The sequence below is a fragment of the Streptomyces sp. NPDC015345 genome (genome assembly GCF_043078805.1).
Taxonomy (GTDB): domain Bacteria; phylum Actinomycetota; class Actinomycetes; order Streptomycetales; family Streptomycetaceae; genus Streptomyces.
Window position 1 is genome coordinate 446,235 of record NZ_JBIBTX010000001.1, and the last position, 18,807, is coordinate 465,041.

An 18,807-nucleotide genomic window follows, 5' to 3' on the forward strand; every position below is an offset into this window, starting at 1 on the left:
GCTGGGCGGACTGCGCAACGCCGTGCGTCAGGAGCTGGTGGCCCGGCAGCTCGACGAGCAGATAGTGGCGCGCTTCCCCGTGGGGCAGCGGCTGCGGGTGCTCGACGTCGGCATGGGCCAGGGCACCCAGGCGCTGCGGCTGGCCCGCGCCGGGCACAAGGTGACCGGGGTCGAGCGGGACCCCACGATGATCGCCGCCGCGCGTGAGGCGCTCGCCGGGGAACCGGAGGGCATCCAGGGGCGGGTGCGGATCGTCGAGGGCGACGGCCACCAGACCGGGGTGCACTTCCTGCCGGGCAGCTTCGACGTGGTGCTCTGCCACGGCGTACTGATGTACGTCGAGGAGCCCGACGCGCTGCTCGCGGGACTGGCCCGGATGCTGGCGCCCGGCGGGCTGCTCTCGCTCCTCGTGCGGAACGCGGACGCGCTGGCCATGCGGCCGGGGCTCGACGGGGACTGGAGCGGCGCCGTCGCCGCCTTCGACTCCGTCACGTACCGCAACCGCCTGGGCCTCGACGTGCGGGCCGACCGGCTCGACGCGCTGTCGGCGACGCTGGCGGGGATCGCGGCGCCACTCCAGGTCTGGTACGGCGTGCGGGTCTTCACGGACACCGTCCCGGACGGCACGCCGCTGCCCCCCGAGTGGGAACTGGAGGCGCTGTTGGCCGCCGAGGAGCGGGCGGGGCGCACCGACCCCTATCGGCGGGTCGCCGCGCTGCTGCATCTGTGCGGCGTGCGGGACTAGCGGGACCGGGGCCACGGGCCCGGGAACATGACGTAGGAGTTCCGGCGGCGGCGCCGTCGGCGGGAGAAGTGAGCGACGCATGGCCATGGTGGGCCTCTTCTGGATCGCCCAGGGCGATGTGTACGTGGGCGCGAAGCCGTCCGGCCTCGCGCCCGGGGTGCGGCTGGCCCCCGAGGGCGTGGTGGCCCTCGGCGACGGGCAGTCCGGCCTGCGGCTGTGGGAGGACATACGCGCCCTGACGGTGACGGACGTCCCCGTGAAGTCCCTCATGCGGAAGATCGGCGCGGTCAAGAACCTCGCCGTGGGGACGGTGATGAACCTGGCCGTGCCCATGGTCACCGGCCCGACGGAGGAGACCCCGCCGATGATGACGCTGCGCGTGGCGTCGGCCGGCGGCGACCTCGACCTGCTGGCGTACTCCGCCGCGGCCGTCGGCTACCCCCCGGCCGAGGTCGACCTCTCCCGCGCCCTTCTGGCGCGCCTCACCGAGGGCGCCGCGACGATGGCCACGACCCTTGCCGCGATGTCGGAGTGGGGCCGCACGTGGGAGGGCGGGACCCCGCGGGCCGCGGAGCGGGAGAAGCTGCTGCGGGAGTGGGTGGGCTAGGGCCTGTCTGACAATTCGCGTCGTCGCCCGGAGGGCGGCCTCGCGGCGTCAGGTGCGTGCTCTCGGCGTGCCGGGCGTAGGGCCTCGTACTGGATGTACTTGGCTCTGCGCCCGGTGCGGCGAGAGTGCGTGCATGGCGTCGCGAGGCAGGCGGGAATTGTCAGACAGGCCCTAGCGCCCGGTCGCAAGAGCGGCGGTGGCCGGGGTCCGGTCGTGGGAGAGGCGGTGGCCGGGGATCCGGCCGCCGCCTCTCGTATGTCCGCGTGTCGTACGTGTCGTATGTCCGCGTGGGACCCGCTACGCCTGCGCGTCCTGCGCGTCCGGGTGCAGGCTCATCGGGCCGTAGATCTTGGTCGCGTCCTCGAAGAGGGAGACCTGATCGGCACCGCCCTCGGCCAGTTCCTTCCAGTACTCACCGACCCAGGACTCGGCGTCACCCTGTGTGGTGAACTCCTCCGGGGTCAGCGCGGGCTGGACCTCCGTCCCGTCCGCCTTCTCGAACCGCCACGTCCATGCTGCCATCGTCAGCCTCCCGAGGGTCCCGTAGCGGCTTGGGAGCCGCCTGAATCCGCTTGAAGCCTAGCCGGGCGCGCGGCGCCGGACCCGACGCGGGAGGATCTTCGTGTGGAACTGACTCTGCTCGGCACCGGCGCCCCCGAAGGACTGCCCCTCCCCGGCTGCCCCTGCGCGGCCTGCGCGACCGCCCTCGATGACGCGGCACGGGCGGCCACCGCGCTGCTCGTGGACGGCGTCCTGCTGCTCGACCTCACGCCCGGCGCGGCCTTCGCTGCGGCCCGCGCGGGGCACTCGCTCGGCGGTGTGCGCCAGGTCCTGCTCTCCCATCCGCACGACGGGCCCGCCGTGGAGGTCCCGGCCGGTCTCCCGCAGCCCGGACGCGTCGCCGACGGGCGGGAGCTGGCACTGCTGACCGGCCACCGGGTGCGGGCGGTGGCGCTGGACGCGCCCGGCTCGGGGTACGAGGTGACGGGCCCGGACGGCGAACGGCTGCTGTACCTGCCGCCCGGCGGCGCCCCCGCGGGGCTCGCCGACGGCGACGGCAACGGCTTCGGCCTCGGCTTCACCGGGGCGCACGGCGGGCGGGCCGCGTACGAGATGGTCCTCGCCGATGTCCTCGGGCGTCCCGACGGGCTCGCCCGGCTGCGCGCGGCGGGTGCCGTCGGACCCACCACCGATGTCATCGCCGTCCACATCGGCCACGAGGTGCCGCCGGGCAGGGAGCTGACACGCCGGCTCGCGGCCGCGGGCGCGCGGGCCGTGCCGGACGGGACGACGCTCGTCGTCGGCGCCTACGAGAACGTGCCGGACGTGCCGCGCCGCACCCTCGTCCTCGGCGGCGCCCGCTCGGGCAAGTCGGTGGAGGCCGAGCGGCGCCTGGAGGCCTTCCCCGAGGTGCTGTACGTCGCGACGGGCGGGACCAGGAACGGTGACGCCGAGTGGGCGGACCGGGTGAGCCTGCACCGCGAGCGGCGTCCCGGCTCGTGGCGGACCGCGGAGACCTGCGACCTCGTGCCGCTGCTCACGGACGACGGGCCGCCGCTGCTCATCGACTGCCTGTCGCTGTGGCTGACCCACGTCATGGACGAGGTGAACGCGTGGGACGACGCCGAGTGGGCGGGCGGCGGCGAGCGGCGGCTGCGGGGGCGGGTCGCCGAGCTGGCGGACTCGGTGCGCGCCACCCGGCGCACGGTGGTCGCCGTCTCGAACGAGGTCGGTTCCGGCATCGTCCCCGCGACCGCTTCGGGCCGCCGCTACCGCGACGAACTGGGCCGCCTGAACGCGGCGTTCGCCGCCGAGTGCGAGCACGTGCTTCTCGTCGTGGCGGGACAGGCGCTGGCGCTGCGCGGCTGACCCGGCCGGCCTTCCGGTCGCCGCGCGTACGTCAGGCGCCCTCGCCCCTGCGCGCGATGACCCGGTAGGTGTTGGAGAAACCGACGCGGGTGAGCAGCGGGGCCAGGAGCCGGTCGAGGGCCTGGGCGAGGGTCAGCACCGGCACGGCGCCCCACCACGCGGCGCGGCGGATCGTGAGGCCGAGCCGGGGCGCGGGCCTGGCGCGCCAGGGGACGTCGGCCCGGGGCAGGCAGCGGTCGAGGAAGAGGGCGAGCGCCCCGCTCAGGTCGGCGGGCACATGCGAGGCGCGGCGCTCGACGCGCACCACCGTGAAGCCGAGTTCCTCCAGTCCCGCGCGGAGGTTGGCGAGCGGCACGAGGTGCAGGTGCCGGGGCTGCGAGTACGACGGCCACCACCTGCCGAGCAGTCGGGCGTACCGGCAGCCGGGGTCGGGGGACTCGATCATCAGGTGGCCGCCGGGGCGCAGGACGGTCCTCGCCGCCGCGAGTTCCGCGCGGGGGTCGGGGCCGCGCTCCAGTTGGTGGAAGAGGCTCAGGGCGTCGTACCGGCCCGCGAGGCGGCCGGCGAGTCCGGTCAGGGTGCCGCGGTGGCCCTCCTCGACCCGGCCGCGGCGCACGGCCACCTCGATGCCCTTGCCGGGGTCGAGCCCGTCGAAGGACGTGTACGGCAGGACCTGCTTGGCGAGGGCCGGGAAGAGCGCCCGCCCGGTGCCGACGTCCAGCCAGCACTCGGGCTCGTCGAACTCGCGCAGAGCGCGGGCACGGGCCAGATGGCGCCGGTCGGTGGGTCTGGCGCCGAGGAGTCTGCCGAGCGCCTTGCTGCCCATGCCCCCGGCCCCGCCGAGCCCGCCCAGTCCCCCCAAGCCGCCGAATCCGCCGAATCCGCCGAGGCCGCCGAGGCCCTCCCGGTGGCAGAGGTCGCGGTGGTAGAAGGCCAGGCCTTCGGGGGTGAGGCGGGGGTTCTGGAAACAGTGGCCGCAGTGGGCGCACTGGTCGAGCGTGAAGGTGCCCGGCTTGTGCTGGACCAGGTCGGTGGTGCGCAGCCGGGGCCGCAGCCGCGGGGAGCCGCACCAGGGGCAGGCACGGCGGCGGGGCTCGTGGAACCGCTCGGTTCCCTGGGCGAGGGCGGCGAGGTAGGCGGGGCGTCGTTCGGCGATCCGCGGGGCGACGTCCATGGCGTGCTCCTGAAGTATGCGTCTTTGGTGGGTTAGGTCCGGCAATGACGTTATGTGCCCAATGGGGCACATGCCGTAACCGCCGGAGGGCTCCCGCCGGACGGTGGTCCCGGCCCTCGGGGCCGTTCGAACACCGGCGCCCGGCCTGCCGGTACTGTTCGGCGAATGAGCTCGCTGAATCTCGACGACTTCACCGACCTGATCGAGCGGCCCGACGGCGGGGTGCGCCGCGACGCCGAGGAGCGCAGGGAGCGGCAGATCCTGCCGCCCGGATCCCTGGGCCGCCTCGACGAGCTGGGCGAGTGGCTGTCGGCGGCCCAGGCCGCGGTGCCGGTGCGGCCCGTCGAGCGGCCGCGCGTGGTGCTGTTCGCGGGCGACCACGGCGTCTCCGAGCTCGGGGTCTCGGCGCGGCCCGCGGGGAGCGCCGCCGCTCTCGTCCGTGCCGTCCTGGCCGGCGAGAGCCCGGTGGCCGTGCTCGCGCGCCGCCTCGACGTGCCCGTACGCGTCGTCGACATGGCGCTCGACTGCGACCCGGCCGAGCTGCCCGCCGAGGTCGCGGGGCACCGGGTGCGGCGCGGTTCGGGACGTATCGACATCGAGGACGCGCTGAGCGCCGAGGAGGCGGAGCAGGCGGTGCGCGCCGGCATGGCCGTCGCCGACGAGGAGGCCGACTCCGGCACCGATCTGATCGTGCTCGGCGATGTGAGCGTCGGGGGTACGACGCCCGCCGCGACGCTGATCGCCGCGCTCTGCGGCACCGACGCGTCCGTGGTGACCGGGCGGGGCGGCGAGGCAATCGACGACCTGGCGTGGATGCGCAAGTGCGCGGCGGTGCGGGACGCCCTGCGGCGGGCGCGGCCCGTGCTCGGCGACCAGCTGGAGCTGCTCGCGGCGGTGGGCGGCGCCGACCTGGCCGCGATGACGGGCTTCTTGTTGCAGTGCGCGGTGCGCCGTACGCCGGTGATCCTCGACGGCGTGGTGGCGTCGGCGGCGGCGCTGGTGGCCCAGCGGGTCGCCTTCCGGGCGCCGGACTGGTGGCTCGCGGGGCACGACAGCGGGGAGCCGGCCCAGGCCAAGGCGTTGGACCGGATGGCCCTCGAGCCCCTCCTGGACCACGGGGTCAGGGTCGGCGAGGGCGCCGGGGGTCTGCTGGCCCTGCCGCTGGTGCAGGCGGCCGCGGCCCTGTCGGCGGAACTGCCGGTGCGGGCCGCCGCCGCGGAGGCCGAGGCGGAGACCGAAACGGAGGCCCAGGCGGAGCCTGCCATTCCGCCCACCGAGTAGGCGTCCGGCGGCACGGAACGGCCACGACGGCCTTGCCCATATGATCCCTTTTTATGGGAGTTGAGCAGGTTGTCACCAGGCAACGGAAACCACGCACCGTCACACAACGCCGCGCCGCCGGTTTCACCGTCTGGTATCTCCGCGCCGTCACGTTCATCAACTTCCTCAGCGCGGTCTGGGTCTCCCTCGGGCAGGACCTGCGGCAGCACAACACGGAGAACTACTTCACCCCGTACCTGCTGACCGCGGGCTTCGCGTCCGGGGCGTTCACGATGTTCCTGGCGATCACGATGCGGCGCCGCAAGCGCGCCGCGTGGATCCTCAACGCCGTACTCAGCGGGCTCTTCCTGCTGCTCTTCGCCTTCGCGATGTGCTTCCCGGAGGTCCGGCGGTACGCGCAGAACTGGATCTCCCTCGTCCTGACCGCCGCCTTCGTCGTGGCGCTGGTCATCGGGCGCCGCGAGTTCTACGCCAAGGGCGACCGGTCCAACCCGAGGCTGGCATCGGCCGTGGCGGTCGGCGGGCTCCTCGTGACGTCGCTGATCGCCGCGCTGCTCGTCACCGTCACCAACCGCGCCCAGGACGGCGACCGTTCGGCCTTCCTCGACCGGTGGCGCTACGGCACCATGCGCCTGGTCTCGCTGGCCGCCGACGACCAGCGCTTCGAAGGCATCACCACGCCCGGCTGGGTCAATGTCTCCATCAACGTCCTCAGCGCACTGCTGCTCTGCGCCGTCCTGTACGCGGCGTTCCGCTCCCGCAGGGCCGTCGATCCGCTCAGCGAGGAGGACGAGGAGCGGCTGCGCGCACTGCTCGCCCGGCACGGCGAGCGCGACTCGCTCGGCTACTTCGCGCTGCGCCGCGAGAAGAGCGTCGTATGGTCACCGACCGGCAAGGCGGCGGTCGCGTACCGCGTCGTCGGCGGCGTCTCCCTGGCCTCCGGCGACCCCATCGGCGACCCGGAGGCCTGGCCGGGGGCGATCGAGCCGTGGCTCGCCGAGGCCCGCGAGCACGGCTGGATCCCCGCCGTGATGGGCGCGAGCGAGGAGGGGGGCACGATCTACGCCCGGCACGGCCTGGACGCTCTGGAGCTGGGCGACGAGGCGATCGTGGAGACGGCGGAGTTCAGCCTGGAGGGGCGGGCCATGCGCACCGTCCGCCAGGCGTACAACCGCGTCAGGCGCGCGGGCTACACCGTGCGCATCCGCCGCCACGAGGACATTCCGCCCGACGAGATGGCGGAACTGCTGCGGCGCGCCGACGACTGGCGCGACGGCGCCACCGAGCGCGGCTTCTCCATGGCGCTCGGACGGCTCGGCGACCCCGCGGACGGGCGGTGCGTGATGCTGGAGTGCACGGACGCCGACGGCGAGCTGAGGGCGGTGCTCTCCTTCGTGCCGTGGGGGCCGCGCGGGCTCTCCCTGGACCTGATGCGGCGCGACCGCGACAGCGAGAACGGCCTGATGGAGTTCATGGTCATCGAACTCCTCCAGCGCGCCCCCGAGATCCAGATCACGCAGGTCTCGCTCAACTTCGCGATGTTCCGGTCGGTCTTCGAACGTGGCTCGCGGCTCGGCGCGGGCCCGGTCCTTCGCCTGTGGCGGTCGCTGCTCAGCTTCTTCTCCCGGTGGTGGCAGATCGAATCCCTCTACCGCGCCAATGCCAAGTACCGGCCGATCTGGGAACCCCGCTTCCTCCTCTTCGAGAAGAGCGGCGACCTGCCGCGCATCGGCATCGCGTCGGCGCGCGCGGAAGGCTTCCTCGAAGCGCCGGGACTGCCGAAGTTCCTGCACCGCAAGCATCTGGAGTCGAGACGATGAGCACCCTGGCCCGCTTCGCCCGCGCCGAGTGGAGACCCCTCGTCTCCACCGTGCGCGACGCGCTCGTCGCCCGGCGATGGCGGGCCGTGCCCATGACGCTCGCGGCGGTCTGCCTCACCGCCCTCTTCCAGTACGCGCAGAACCAGCCCTGGGGCTACCAGTTCGTCCAGAACATCGGCGCCGTGCGCGCCGATGACCCCCTGTGGCTCGCGCTCCTCCGCACCCCGCTCTCCCTCTTCGTGCCCGCGCTCGACCTGCCCGTATGGGGTGCGCTCGCGCAGATCCTGCTCGTCTTCGGGATCGCCGAGATCTGCCTCGGCCGGCGGCGCGCGCTCCTCATCGCGTACGTGGCCACGCTGGCCGGCACGCTCTACGCGCGCGTGGGCATCGAGCTGGGCCCCGGCAGCCCCATCGGCCTCCCCGCCTCGGACGCGCGGGTCGTCGACACGGGCCCGTCCGCCGCCGTCGTGGGCCTCGCGCTGTACGTGTGCTGGCGCCACCGGGCGTACGTCACCGCGGCCCTGGTGGCCGCCCTGATGGTCGTCGAGGTGATCGTCAAGAACAACCTCGCGGGCAAGGAGCACATCGCGGCGGTCGCGGCCGTGCTCGCGCTGCGCGCCCTCTCTGCGCTGCGTCACCGGGGCGGCGGCAAGCGTTCCGGGTCCGCCTGCCCGGACGGCTCCCGGTCCACCTCCCCGGACGGTTTCGGGTCGGGCGAGAAGCCGCCGATCCAGTCCTGAAGCCTGCGGCGCGGCCTCGCCCAGCGGCGGTCGTGGCGGAAGGCGCGCAGGCCCGCACGCGCGCGTGTCCGGTGCCGGTCGCGGTAGAAGCGCCGCGCCCACGCCGATCCCGGCCGGGCCAGACGGACGGCGCCGACCAGCGCGACGAGCGGGATCACCATGCCGATCAGGGCGGTACGCAGCTTGCCCTTGAGGAGCGCGATCAGGGCGAAGGCACAGTTCAGCCCGATGTTCAGCGCCAGCAGGCCGCGGTTCTGCCGCTCGACGGCCGTCAGGTCGTCGACCCCGAACGGCGTGAAGCCGGTGAGCACCAGGACGACCAGGGCGGCCGTGAGCATCACGGCCTCCACGCTCTTGCGGCCCTGCTCGCTCCAGTAGACGTCGTCGAGGTGGAGGATCAGCGCGAACTCGTCGAGCACGAGGCCGGCGCCGGTCCCGAAGATGACGGCGGCGTACAGCGGGGCGGCACCGTGCCGCCCGGCGGCCGCCGCCCAGAAACCGCCGACCAGCATGAGGAAGATGCCCGGCACGACGTGGTGGACATGCACCTCGCCCGAACGGATGTTCCGGAACGGGCCCTTGCCCGCCCGGATGAGCCGGGTGATCGTCCGCGTGACGAGGAACGACCCGACGAAGGAGAGCAGCGCGAGCAGCAGCGGCAGCTTCCCCGGCTCGACGACGTTCCGGTACCACCAGTCGCTCATGCGGCCATCCTCCGTCCCCGAAGGGTGATCCGCAGGGCGGCCCGTCGCCCGGGGTAGCCTGCCGCGGTGTCCAGAACCTCCCCCGCCGACGGCATACGTTTCGCCTTCGGCACCCTCACCGCGCTCCCCGTCAGGGTCACCCGCTGGGACCGCGGAGCCGCGCGCGCCGGCATGCAGTGCGCCCCCCTCGCCGGCCTGGTGATCGGCCTCTGCGCGGCGGGGGTCGGCGGCGCCCTGACACTGCTCGGCGCCGGGCCCCTGCTCGCCGCAGTGGCGACCGTCGCCACGCCCGCCGCCCTCACCCGCGGCCTGCATCTCGACGGCCTCGCGGACACCGCCGACGGCCTCGGCAGCGCCAGGCCCGCCGACGACGCGCTGCGCGTCATGAAGCAGTCCGACATCGGCCCCTTCGGCGTCCTCACCCTGCTCTTCGTGCTCCTCGCCCAGGTCGCCGCGGTCGGCCAGCTGTACGAGAGGTCCTGGGCGGAAGGCGCCGTCGCCGTCGTCGTCTCGGCCACCGCCGCCCGGCTCGCCCTCACCCTGGCCGCCCGCGCCGGAGTGCCCCCGGCCCGCCCCGAAGGCCTCGGCGCCGCCGTCGCCGGGGTCGTACCGCGAGGACGGGCACTGCTGGTCGCGGCGGTCGTCACGGGCGCGGCGGCGGGCGCGGGCGCGCCGCTCGGTACGTACGGCTTCGCGCGGGCGGCGGCCTGTGTGGTCCTCGCGCTCGGCGCCGCCGAACTGCTGCTCCGCCACTGCGTACGACGGTTCGGCGGCGTCACCGGAGACGTCTTCGGCGGCCTCGCCGAGACGGCGGCGACCACCGCTCTGGTGGTGCTCGTGCTCGGCTGACTCCCGGGCCGGCGGAAACCGCCGCGTACGCGACACTCCATCGAACACACACAGTCAGGCGCACCGCAGCGCTCACGGGCGTAGGCTCGCGACGGGCTCACCACCCCACAGCCCGTCGAAAACCAACCGAAAGAGGACCTCACCACCGTGACTGCTCTGACTCTCAGCACCGCCGCCGCGTCCGGCCTGCGTGCCGACGCGATCGTCGTCGGTGTCGCGAAGGGCTCTGGCTCCAAGGGGGCTCTGGTCGTCGCACCCGGCGCCGAGTCCGTGGACAAGGCGTACGACGGCAAGCTCGCCTCGGTCCTGGAGACCCTCGGCGCCTCGGGCGGCGAGGGCGAGGTGACGAAGCTGCCCGCGCCGTCCGGCTTCAAGGCCCCGGTCGTCGTCGCGGTCGGCCTCGGCGAGGTCCCGGAGAAGGACGAGACGTACGGCACGGACGCGCTGCGCCGTGCCGCAGGCGTCGCCGCCCGCGCCCTGACCGGCGTGAAGAAGGCCGCGTTCGCGCTGCCCGTCGAGGACGCCGACGACATCTGCGCCCTCGGCGAGGGCGCGCTGCTCGGCGCGTACTCCTTCGTCGCGTACAAGGACCAGGGCGACACCAAGCCCGGGAAGAAGAACGGCAAGGACGCCAAGGCGCCGCTCGCCGAGGCCGTCCTGCTCGGCGGCAAGCCCCGCGACAAGGCGTACAAGGCCGCGATCGAGCGCGCCGCCGCCGTGGCCGAGGAGCTGAACCGCGCCCGCGACCTGGTCAACACCCCGCCGAACGACCTCGACCCCGAGGCCTTCGCGGCGGTCGCCACCGCGGCCGCCAAGGAGCACGGCATCAAGGTCCAGGTGCTCGACGAGAAGGCGCTCACCAAGGGCGGCTACGGCGGCATCCTCGGCGTCGGCGCGGGCTCGGACGCCCCGCCGCGCCTGGTGAAGCTCTCGTACACGCACTCCAAGGCGAAGAAGCACCTCGCCTTCGTCGGCAAGGGCATCACGTACGACTCGGGCGGCATCTCGCTGAAGCCCGCCGGTCACAACGAGACCATGAAGTGCGACATGGCCGGTGCCGCGGCGGTCTTCGCCGCCGTCGTCGCCGCCGCGCGCCTCGGCCTCGAAGTGAACGTCACCGGCTGGCTGGCGCTCGCCGAGAACATGCCGTCCGGCTCCGCCACCCGTCCCGGCGACGTCCTGCGGATGTACAGCGGCAAGACCGTCGAGGTCCTGAACACCGACGCCGAGGGCCGTCTGGTCCTGGCCGACGCCATCGCCAAGGCCTCCGAGGAGCGGCCCGACGCGATCGTCGACGTGGCGACGCTGACCGGCGCCATGATGGTGGCGCTCGGCAACCGCACCTTCGGCATCATGGCCAACGACGACGCCTTCCGTACGTCGGTCCACGAGATCGCCGAGGAGGTCGGCGAGCCGTCCTGGCCCATGCCGCTCCCCGCCGAACTGCGCAAGGGCATGGACTCCGCCACCGCCGACATGGCCAACATCGGCGACCGGATGGGCGGCGGCCTGGTCGCCGGCCTCTTCCTCCAGGAGTTCGTGGGCGAGGGCATCATCTGGGCGCACCTCGACGTGGCGGGCCCGGCCTTCCACGAGGGCGCGCCGTTCGGCTACACCCCCAAGGGCGGCACCGGCACCGCGGTCCGCACCCTGGTCCGACTCGCCGAGCGCACCGCCGCGGGCGACCTGGGCTGATTCGCGAGCAGCACTTCGGGGCTCCGGACGTTCCACGCGTCCGGGGCCCCGCGTGATTTCGCCCTCGACGAAATCCGTAGGTTCGTACACGGCAGAACCGCTGGAGACGGCTGATCGGACGTCTCACAGCCTGGCCCGGCGTCCCGCCTCCCGTCGACAAGTGCGAAGATGGGTTCTCGGCAGGACAGGGCCCCCACCAAAGGGCCGAAACAAGAGCGGCCGAATACCAGCCGACCGACCGGTCGTCCCCCGCGCAAAAGGGGTCCGGCGTACGGCGCACATGCATGGAGGACGTGACGTGGCGAACGACGCCAGCACCGTTTTCGACCTAGTGATCCTCGGCGGCGGTAGCGGCGGTTACGCCGCGGCCCTGCGCGGAGCGCAGCTGGGCCTGGACGTCGCCCTGATCGAGAAGAACAAGCTCGGCGGCACCTGCCTGCACAACGGCTGCATCCCCACGAAGGCGCTGCTGCACGCCGGCGAGATCGCCGACCAGGCGCGCGAGGCCGACCAGTTCGGCGTGAAGGCCACCTTCGAGGGCATCGACATCGCGGCCGTCCACAAGTACAAGGACGACGTCATCTCCGGCCTCTACAAGGGCCTCCAGGGACTCGTCGCCTCCCGCAAGGTGACGTACATCGAGGGTGAGGGCAAGCTCTCCTCCCCGACCTCCGTGGACGTGAACGGGCAGCGGATCCAGGGGCGCCACGTGCTCCTCGCGACCGGTTCCGTGCCGAAGTCGCTGCCGGGCCTGGAGATCGACGGCAACCGCATCATCTCCTCGGACCACGCGCTGACCCTGGACCGCGTGCCGGAGTCCGCGATCATCCTGGGCGGCGGCGTCATCGGCGTCGAGTTCGCCTCGGCGTGGAAGTCCTTCGGGACCGACGTCACGGTCATCGAGGGCCTCAAGCACCTCGTGCCCGTCGAGGACGAGAACAGCTCCAAGCTCCTTGAGCGCGCGTTCCGCAAGCGCGGCATCAAGTTCAACCTCGGCACCTTCTTCGAGAAGGCCGAGTACACCGAGAACGGCGTGCGCGTAACCCTCGCCGACGGCAAGACCTTCGAGGCCGAGGTCCTCCTGGTCGCCATCGGCCGCGGCCCGGTCTCCCAGGGCCTCGGCTACGAGGAGCAGGGCGTCGCCATGGACCGCGGCTACGTCCTGGTCGACGAGTACATGCAGACCAACGTCCCGACCATCTCGGCCGTGGGCGACCTGGTGCCGACCCTCCAGCTCGCGCACGTCGGCTTCGCCGAGGGCATGCTGGTCGCGGAGCGCCTGGCCGGTCTCAAGCCCGTCCCGGTCGACTACGACGGCGTGCCCCGGGTGACGTACTGCCACCCCGAGGTCGCCTCCGTGGGCATCACCGAGGCCAAGGCCAAGGAGATCTACGGCGCGGACAAGGTCGTCGCCCTCAAGTACAACCTCGCGGGCAACGGCAAGAGCAAGATCCTCAAGACCGCGGGCGAGATCAAGCTCGTCCAGGTCAAGGACGGTGCCGTGGTCGGCGTCCACATGGTCGGCGACCGCATGGGCGAGCAGGTCGGCGAAGCCCAGCTGATCTACAACTGGGAGGCGCTGCCGGCCGAGGTCGCCCAGCTCATCCACGCCCACCCGACGCAGAACGAGGCGCTCGGCGAGGCCCACCTGGCCCTCGCGGGCAAGCCGCTGCACTCCCACGACTGATCTTCAGTCTTCGGGCGCGACGACCAGACTTTCCGCAATTCGTAAGGAGCAACCGAAACCATGGCGGTTTCCGTATCCCTTCCGGCGCTCGGCGAGAGCGTCACCGAGGGCACTGTCACCCGTTGGCTGAAGGCCGAAGGCGAGCGCGTCGAGGCCGACGAGCCGCTGCTCGAGGTCTCGACCGACAAGGTCGACACCGAGATCCCGGCCCCCGCCTCGGGCATCCTGGCCTCCATCAAGGTCGCCGAGGACGAGACGGTCGAGGTCGGCGCCGAGCTGGCCGTCATCGACGACGGCTCGGGCGACGCGGGCGGTTCGGCCGCCCCGGCACAGGCCGAGGCCCCGGCCGCCCCCGCCCCCGCGCAGGAGGAGGCCCCGGCCGCCCCCGCGCAGGAGGAGGCCCCCCAGCAGCAGGCCCCCGCCCAGTCCGGCGGTTCCGCCGAGGGCACCGAGGTCACCCTGCCCGCGCTCGGCGAGTCCGTCACCGAGGGCACCGTCACCCGTTGGCTGAAGGAGGTCGGCGAGGAGGTCGCGGCCGACGAGCCCCTCCTGGAGGTCTCGACGGACAAGGTCGACACCGAGATCCCCTCGCCCGTCTCGGGCGTTCTCCTGGAGATCGTCGTCGGCGAGGACGAGACCGCCGAGGTCGGCGCGAAGCTCGCCGTCGTCGGCGCGCCCGGTGCCGCCCCGGCCCCGGCCAAGGAGGAGGCCCCGGCCGCCCCCGCGCAGCAGGAGGCCCCCAAGCAGGAGGCTCCGAAGCAGGAGGCCCCGGCTCCGGCCCAGCCCGCCGCTCCGGCCGCCGCTCCCGCCGCCCCGGCCCAGCCCGCCGCCGCCGCTCCGGCTCCGGCGCAGCCGACCGCCCCGGCACAGGCTCCCGCCGCCCCGGCCCAGCAGTCGGCCCCGGCCGACGACGGCGCCTACGTGACCCCGCTGGTCCGTAAGCTCGCCTCCGAGAACGGCGTGAACCTCTCCGAGGTCACCGGTTCCGGTGTCGGCGGCCGCATCCGCAAGCAGGACGTCATCGCCGCCGCCGAGGCCAAGAAGGCCGCCCCGGCCCCGGCCGCCGCCGCTGCTCCGAGCGCTCCCAAGGCCCCGGCCCTGGAGGCGTCGCCGCTGCGCGGTCAGACGGTCAAGATGACCCGCATGCGCAAGGTCATCGGCGACAACATGATGAAGGCCCTGCACTCGCAGGCCCAGCTGACCTCGGTCGTCGAGGTCGACATCACCAAGCTGATGAAGCTGCGCGCCAAGGCCAAGGACGCCTTCGCCGCCCGCGAGGGCGTCAAGCTGTCCCCGATGCCGTTCTTCGTCAAGGCCGCCGCCCAGGCACTGAAGGCCCACCCGGTCATCAACGCCCGCATCAACGACGACGAAGGCACCATCACCTACTTCGACGCGGAGAACATCGGCATCGCCGTCGACGCCGAGAAGGGCCTGATGACCCCGGTCATCAAGGGCGCGGGCGACCTCAACATCGCCGGCATCTCCAAGAAGACCGCCGAACTGGCCGGCAAGGCCCGCGGCGGCGGCCTCACCCCGGACGACATGTCGGGGGCCACCTTCACCATCTCCAACACCGGCTCCCGCGGCGCCCTGTTCGACACGGTCATCGTGCCGCCGAACCAGGCCGCCATCCTCGGCATCGGCGCCACCGTCAAGCGCCCGGTCGTCATCAACCACCCCGACCTCGGCGAGACCATCGCCGTACGGGACATGACGTACCTCTCGCTCTCCTACGACCACCGCCTGGTCGACGGAGCCGACGCCGCCCGCTACCTGACCGCCGTCAAGGCGATCCTGGAAGCCGGCGAGTTCGAGGTCGAGCTCGGCCTGTAGTACCGGCTCCCGGTGAGGCTGTAACACTCGTCTCATCAGCACGTACGCCCCCGTTCGGAGTTATCCGGGCGGGGGCGTCGCCGTATTGTCTAGGGGTCACACGCCCTTGGGGTCCGCAGCCCCTGCCGGAGGAGCTCTCATGACCGCGCCCGTCGTTCACTCGCTGCGCGAACAGATCCGCGAGCACATCGTCGAGGGGATCGTCAGCGGGCGCTGGAAGCCGGGCGAGCGCATCGTGGAGCGTCGGATCGCCGTGGAGCTGGAGGTCTCGCAGACCCCGGTGCGCGAGGCGCTGCGGGAACTGGAGACGCTGCGGCTCATCGAATCGGCGCCCAACAAGGGCGTGCGGGTAAGGAATCTGACCGCCGCGGACCTGGAGGAGAGCTACCCCGTGCGGGCGGGCCTCGAGGCGATCGCCGCGGAGCTGGCGGCCGAGCGTCTCGCCGAGGACTGCTCGGCCCTGGAGCCCCATGTCGCGGCCCTCTACGAGGCGGACCGCGCCGCCGACGGCACCGGGCAGGTGCGGCACACCGTGGCCTTCCACCGGGAGCTGGTGCGGGCCGCGGACAACTCCGTGCTGCTGCACACCTGGGAGGGCCTCGGCATCGAGGTCTTCACCGCCCTGTCGATCCGCTGGCTGGGCACGGTCCAGCAGTCGTACGCGGAGGAGCACGAGGCACTGGTGTCCGCGTTCCGGCGGCGTGATCCGGCCATCGCCGAGCTGGTCAAGTCACACGTCCTGGGGTGCGCGCCGCGGGCCTGAGCCCCGGTCGTCCGCTCATCCGTGTCCGTGTGGCCGCAGACGTGCTCCCACCTGCGTAAACCCTTCAAATCGAAGGCACCGCGTGCCCGCTTTGCTGGCACCGGATGCCTACTTTCTCGATATGGAGAGGTTTTCGTCTTCAACCCTTTGATCGATCATCGATCACGGAGTTACAGTCTCCGACGGGGTTGTGGCGGAGCCGCACAAACGACTCCCCACCAGAACCTCACGCCCTGTCCTGCCAAAGACAACGGGCACCCCCACCCCTTACCGAACAGGGGACCCCCTCCGACTCAGGAAGGCGGCGCAATGACCGACCCCTCCGCAATCCAGCCGAGCGAGCTCGACCAGCTCCCGGACCGCGACCCCGAGGAGACCGCCGAATGGCAGGCCTCCCTGGACGCCGTTACTCAGGCGGCCGGGCCGCACCGTGCCGCGTACCTGATGCGCCGCACGCTGGAGCGCGCCGAGGGCGCGGGCCTGGCGCTGCCGAAGCTTCTTGAGACCGACTACGTCAACACCATCCCCACCTCCGCCGAGCCGTCGATCGACGGTGACGAGGAGATGGAGCGGAAGATCACCGCGTGGAACCGCTGGAACGCGGCCGCGATGGTGACCCGCGGCTCCAAGCACGGCGTCGGCGGCCACATCGCGACCTTCGCGTCCGCTGCCTGGCTGTACGAGACCGGCTTCAACCACTTCTTCAAGGGCAAGGAGTCCGGCGAGGCCGCCGGCTCCGGTGACCAGCTCTACATCCAGGGTCACGCCTCCCCCGGCATCTACGCCCGCGCCTTCCTCGACGGCCGTCTGAACGAGGCGCAGCTCGACAACTTCCGCCAGGAGGCGGGCGGCAACGGCCTGCCGTCGTACCCGCACCCGCGCCGCCTGCCCTGGCTGTGGGAGTTCCCGACGGTCTCCATGGGTCTCGGCCCGCTGTCGGCGATCTACCAGGCGCGCTTCAACCGCTACCTCACCAACCGCGGCATCAAGGACGTCTCCGCCTCGCACGTGTGGGCGTTCCTCGGTGACGGCGAGATGGACGAGCCCGAGTCGACGGCGGCCCTCGCACTGGCCGCGCGCGAGGGTCTCGACAACCTCACGTACGTCATCAACTGCAACCTCCAGCGCCTCGACGGCCCGGTCCGCGCCAACTTCCGCGTGGTGCAGGAGCTGGAGGCCCAGTTCCGCGGCGCCGGCTGGAACGTCATCAAGGTCCTGTGGGGCAACGCCTGGGACGAGCTGTTCCAGCTCGACACCACCGGCGCCCTGGTCCGCCGCCTGCGCGAGGTGCCTGACGCGCAGTTCCAGACGTACGCGACGCGCGACGCCGCCTACATCCGCGAGCACTTCTTCGGCTCCGAGCCCGCGCTCGTGGAGCTCGGCAAGCTGCTGAGCGACGACAAGATCAGCGAGTGCTTCCACCTCTCGCGCGGCGGCCACGAGGCCCGCAAGGTCTACGCGGCCTACCGTGCGGCGCTCACCCACAAGGGCGCGCCGACCGTGATCCTCGCGCAGACGGTCAAGGGCTTCACGCTCGGCAAGGGCTTCGAGTCCAAGAACGCCAACCACCAGATGAAGAAGCTCACGGTGGACGAGTTCAAGGACATGCGGGACCTCCTTGAGCTGCCGATCCCGGACAGCGCCTTCGTCGACGGCCAGGTGCCCTACGGCCACCCCGGCGCCGACTCCCCCGAGGTCCGCTACCTCCAGGAGCGCCGCGCGGCCCTCGGCGGCCCGGCCCCGGCCCGCCGCACGCAGCCGCTGGCCCCGCTGCCGGCCGCCGCGGACAAGACGTTCGCCTCCTTCGACAAGGGCTCCGGCTCGCAGAACGTGGCGACGACCATGGCGTTCGTACGCCTGGTCAAGGACCTCGTACGCGACAAGGAGACCGGCAAGCGCTGGGTGCCGATCGTCCCCGACGAGGCGCGCACCTTCGGCATGGAGTCGCTCTTCCCCTCGCTCGGCATCTACTCGCCGAAGGGCCAGACGTACGAGCCGGTCGACCGCGACCAGCTGATGTACTACAAGGAGGCCAAGGACGGCCAGATCCTCAACGAGGGGATCACCGAGGCCGGTTCCATGGCGGACTTCATCGCCGCGTCCACGTCGTACGCGACGCACGGCGAAGCGATGATCCCCTTCTACATCTTCTACTCGATGTTCGGCTGGCAGCGCACGGCCGACCAGATGTGGCAGCTCGGCGACCAGCTCGGCCGCGGCTTCCTCGTCGGCGCCACCGCCGGCCGTACGACGCTGACGGGTGAGGGCCTCCAGCACGCGGACGGTCACTCGCCGGTGATCGCGGCGACCAACCCGGCCGCGCTGACGTACGACCCGGCGTTCGCGTACGAGATCGCGGCGATCGTCAAGGACGGTCTGCGCCGCATGTACGGCGAGGCGCTGCCGGGCGAGGACCCGAACGTCTTCTACTACCTCACCGTCTACAACGAGCCGATGCCGCAGCCCGCGAAGCCCGCGGGTGTCGACGAGGGCATCATCAAGGGCCTCTACCGCTTCAACACGGCGGAGTCCGCGGGCCTGTCCCCCGCTGCCAACGCCGCGCGCATCCAGCTGCTCGGCTCCGGCACCGCCATCCACTGGACCCTGAAGGCCCAGAAGATGCTCGCCGAGGAGTGGGGCGTGGCCGCCGACGTGTGGTCCGCGACGTCCTGGACCGAGCTGCGCCGTGACGCCCTGGAGGCGGACGAGGCGCTGCTGCGCGGCGAGGAGCGCACCCCGTACATCCGTACGGCGCTGGAGGGCGCGCAGGGCCCGGTGCTCGCGGTCTCCGACTACATGCGCCAGGTCCCCGACCAGATCGCGCAGTGGGTCGAGCAGGACTACTCCTCGCTCGGCGCGGACGGCTTCGGCCTCTCCGACACGCGGGACGCGGCGCGCCGCCACTTCGGTGTCGACGCCGAGTCGATCGTCGTCGCCGCGCTGGCGCAGCTCGCCCGCCGCGGTGAGGTGCCCGCGTCCGCGGTGAAGGAGGCACGGGCCAAGTACGGCCTGTAAGCCTCGCCGGGTTGTAGGTGCG

15 protein-coding genes are annotated in these 18,807 nt (G+C 72.5%); 12 read left to right on the forward strand and 3 right to left on the reverse strand.

Annotated elements, in window-relative coordinates; genetic code table 11:
• The first annotated feature begins 37 nt into the window (after positions 1-37).
• Together ACF062_RS02110 and ACF062_RS02115 are read left to right on the forward strand one after the other, a co-directional pair.
• The gene (locus ACF062_RS02110) at positions 38-745 is read left to right on the forward strand and encodes a class I SAM-dependent methyltransferase (protein ID WP_392136428.1); all 708 of its coding nucleotides are present in this window, start codon (positions 38-40) and stop codon (positions 743-745) included.
• 79 nt (positions 746-824) lie between these two features.
• Entirely contained in the window at positions 825-1,352 is a 528-nt protein-coding gene (locus tag ACF062_RS02115; protein ID WP_223774204.1) for a hypothetical protein, read from the forward strand.
• Positions 1,353-1,649: 297 nt separating this feature from the next.
• On the opposite strand, the gene ACF062_RS02120 is transcribed toward ACF062_RS02115, so the two are convergent.
• A complete protein-coding gene (locus ACF062_RS02120) occupies positions 1,650-1,874 on the reverse strand; it encodes a hypothetical protein (protein ID WP_392134492.1) in 225 nt (74 codons plus the stop codon).
• 102 nt (positions 1,875-1,976) lie between these two features.
• Here ACF062_RS02120 and ACF062_RS02125 point away from each other — a divergent pair, with 102 nt between their 5' ends.
• Positions 1,977-3,221, forward strand: a complete 1,245-nt coding sequence (locus tag ACF062_RS02125) for a bifunctional adenosylcobinamide kinase/adenosylcobinamide-phosphate guanylyltransferase (RefSeq protein ID WP_392134495.1) — start codon at positions 1,977-1,979, stop codon at positions 3,219-3,221.
• 31 nt (positions 3,222-3,252) lie between these two features.
• On the opposite strand, the gene ACF062_RS02130 is transcribed toward ACF062_RS02125, so the two are convergent.
• Positions 3,253-4,395: a class I SAM-dependent methyltransferase gene (locus ACF062_RS02130; RefSeq protein ID WP_392134498.1), complete on the reverse strand. Its 1,143-nt coding sequence runs from the start codon at positions 4,393-4,395 to the stop codon at positions 3,253-3,255.
• A 165-nt stretch (positions 4,396-4,560) separates the two neighbouring features.
• On the opposite strand from ACF062_RS02130, the gene cobT reads away from it, so the two are divergent.
• From cobT to ACF062_RS02145, 3 genes are read left to right on the forward strand one after another with little or no spacing between them, the layout of a single operon-like run.
• Complete coding sequence (gene cobT / locus ACF062_RS02135; RefSeq protein WP_392134501.1) at positions 4,561-5,676, forward strand: nicotinate-nucleotide--dimethylbenzimidazole phosphoribosyltransferase; 1,116 nt, start codon at positions 4,561-4,563, stop codon at positions 5,674-5,676.
• Positions 5,677-5,729: 53 nt separating this feature from the next.
• Entirely contained in the window at positions 5,730-7,496 is a 1,767-nt protein-coding gene (locus tag ACF062_RS02140) for a phosphatidylglycerol lysyltransferase domain-containing protein (protein ID WP_392134504.1), read from the forward strand.
• Positions 7,493-8,236: a hypothetical protein gene (locus tag ACF062_RS02145; RefSeq protein ID WP_392134507.1), complete on the forward strand. Its 744-nt coding sequence runs from the start codon at positions 7,493-7,495 to the stop codon at positions 8,234-8,236. Before ACF062_RS02140 ends, ACF062_RS02145 begins: the two co-directional genes overlap by 4 nt.
• Here the strand turns inward: ACF062_RS02145 and ACF062_RS02150 are convergent.
• Positions 8,131-8,940 carry a hypothetical protein gene (locus ACF062_RS02150; protein ID WP_392134510.1) on the reverse strand — a complete coding sequence of 270 codons (810 nt, stop codon included), beginning with the start codon at positions 8,938-8,940 and terminating at the stop codon, positions 8,131-8,133. The two genes, ACF062_RS02145 and ACF062_RS02150, sit on opposite strands and share 106 nt — an antisense overlap.
• A gap of 66 nt (positions 8,941-9,006) precedes the next feature.
• On the opposite strand from ACF062_RS02150, the gene ACF062_RS02155 reads away from it, so the two are divergent.
• From ACF062_RS02155 to aceE, 6 genes are all read left to right on the forward strand, one after another.
• The gene (locus ACF062_RS02155; protein WP_392134513.1) at positions 9,007-9,789 is read left to right on the forward strand and encodes an adenosylcobinamide-GDP ribazoletransferase; all 783 of its coding nucleotides are present in this window, start codon (positions 9,007-9,009) and stop codon (positions 9,787-9,789) included.
• Positions 9,790-9,936: 147 nt separating this feature from the next.
• Positions 9,937-11,484 carry a leucyl aminopeptidase gene (locus ACF062_RS02160; protein ID WP_392134515.1) on the forward strand — a complete coding sequence of 516 codons (1,548 nt, stop codon included), beginning with the start codon at positions 9,937-9,939 and terminating at the stop codon, positions 11,482-11,484.
• Positions 11,485-11,782: 298 nt separating this feature from the next.
• The gene (gene lpdA / locus ACF062_RS02165) at positions 11,783-13,171 is read left to right on the forward strand and encodes a dihydrolipoyl dehydrogenase (RefSeq protein WP_127910359.1); all 1,389 of its coding nucleotides are present in this window, start codon (positions 11,783-11,785) and stop codon (positions 13,169-13,171) included.
• 60 nt (positions 13,172-13,231) lie between these two features.
• On the forward strand, positions 13,232-15,007 hold the full coding sequence (gene sucB, locus ACF062_RS02170) for a 2-oxoglutarate dehydrogenase, E2 component, dihydrolipoamide succinyltransferase (RefSeq protein ID WP_392134518.1): 1,776 nt from the start codon (positions 13,232-13,234) through the stop codon (positions 15,005-15,007).
• 139 nt (positions 15,008-15,146) lie between these two features.
• Positions 15,147-15,770 (forward strand): GntR family transcriptional regulator, encoded by a 624-nt coding sequence (locus ACF062_RS02175; protein WP_223774215.1) that lies wholly within the window; start codon positions 15,147-15,149, stop codon positions 15,768-15,770.
• A 309-nt stretch (positions 15,771-16,079) separates the two neighbouring features.
• The gene (aceE, locus tag ACF062_RS02180; RefSeq protein ID WP_392134521.1) at positions 16,080-18,785 is read left to right on the forward strand and encodes a pyruvate dehydrogenase (acetyl-transferring), homodimeric type; all 2,706 of its coding nucleotides are present in this window, start codon (positions 16,080-16,082) and stop codon (positions 18,783-18,785) included.
• Positions 18,786-18,807: the final 22 nt, after the last annotated feature.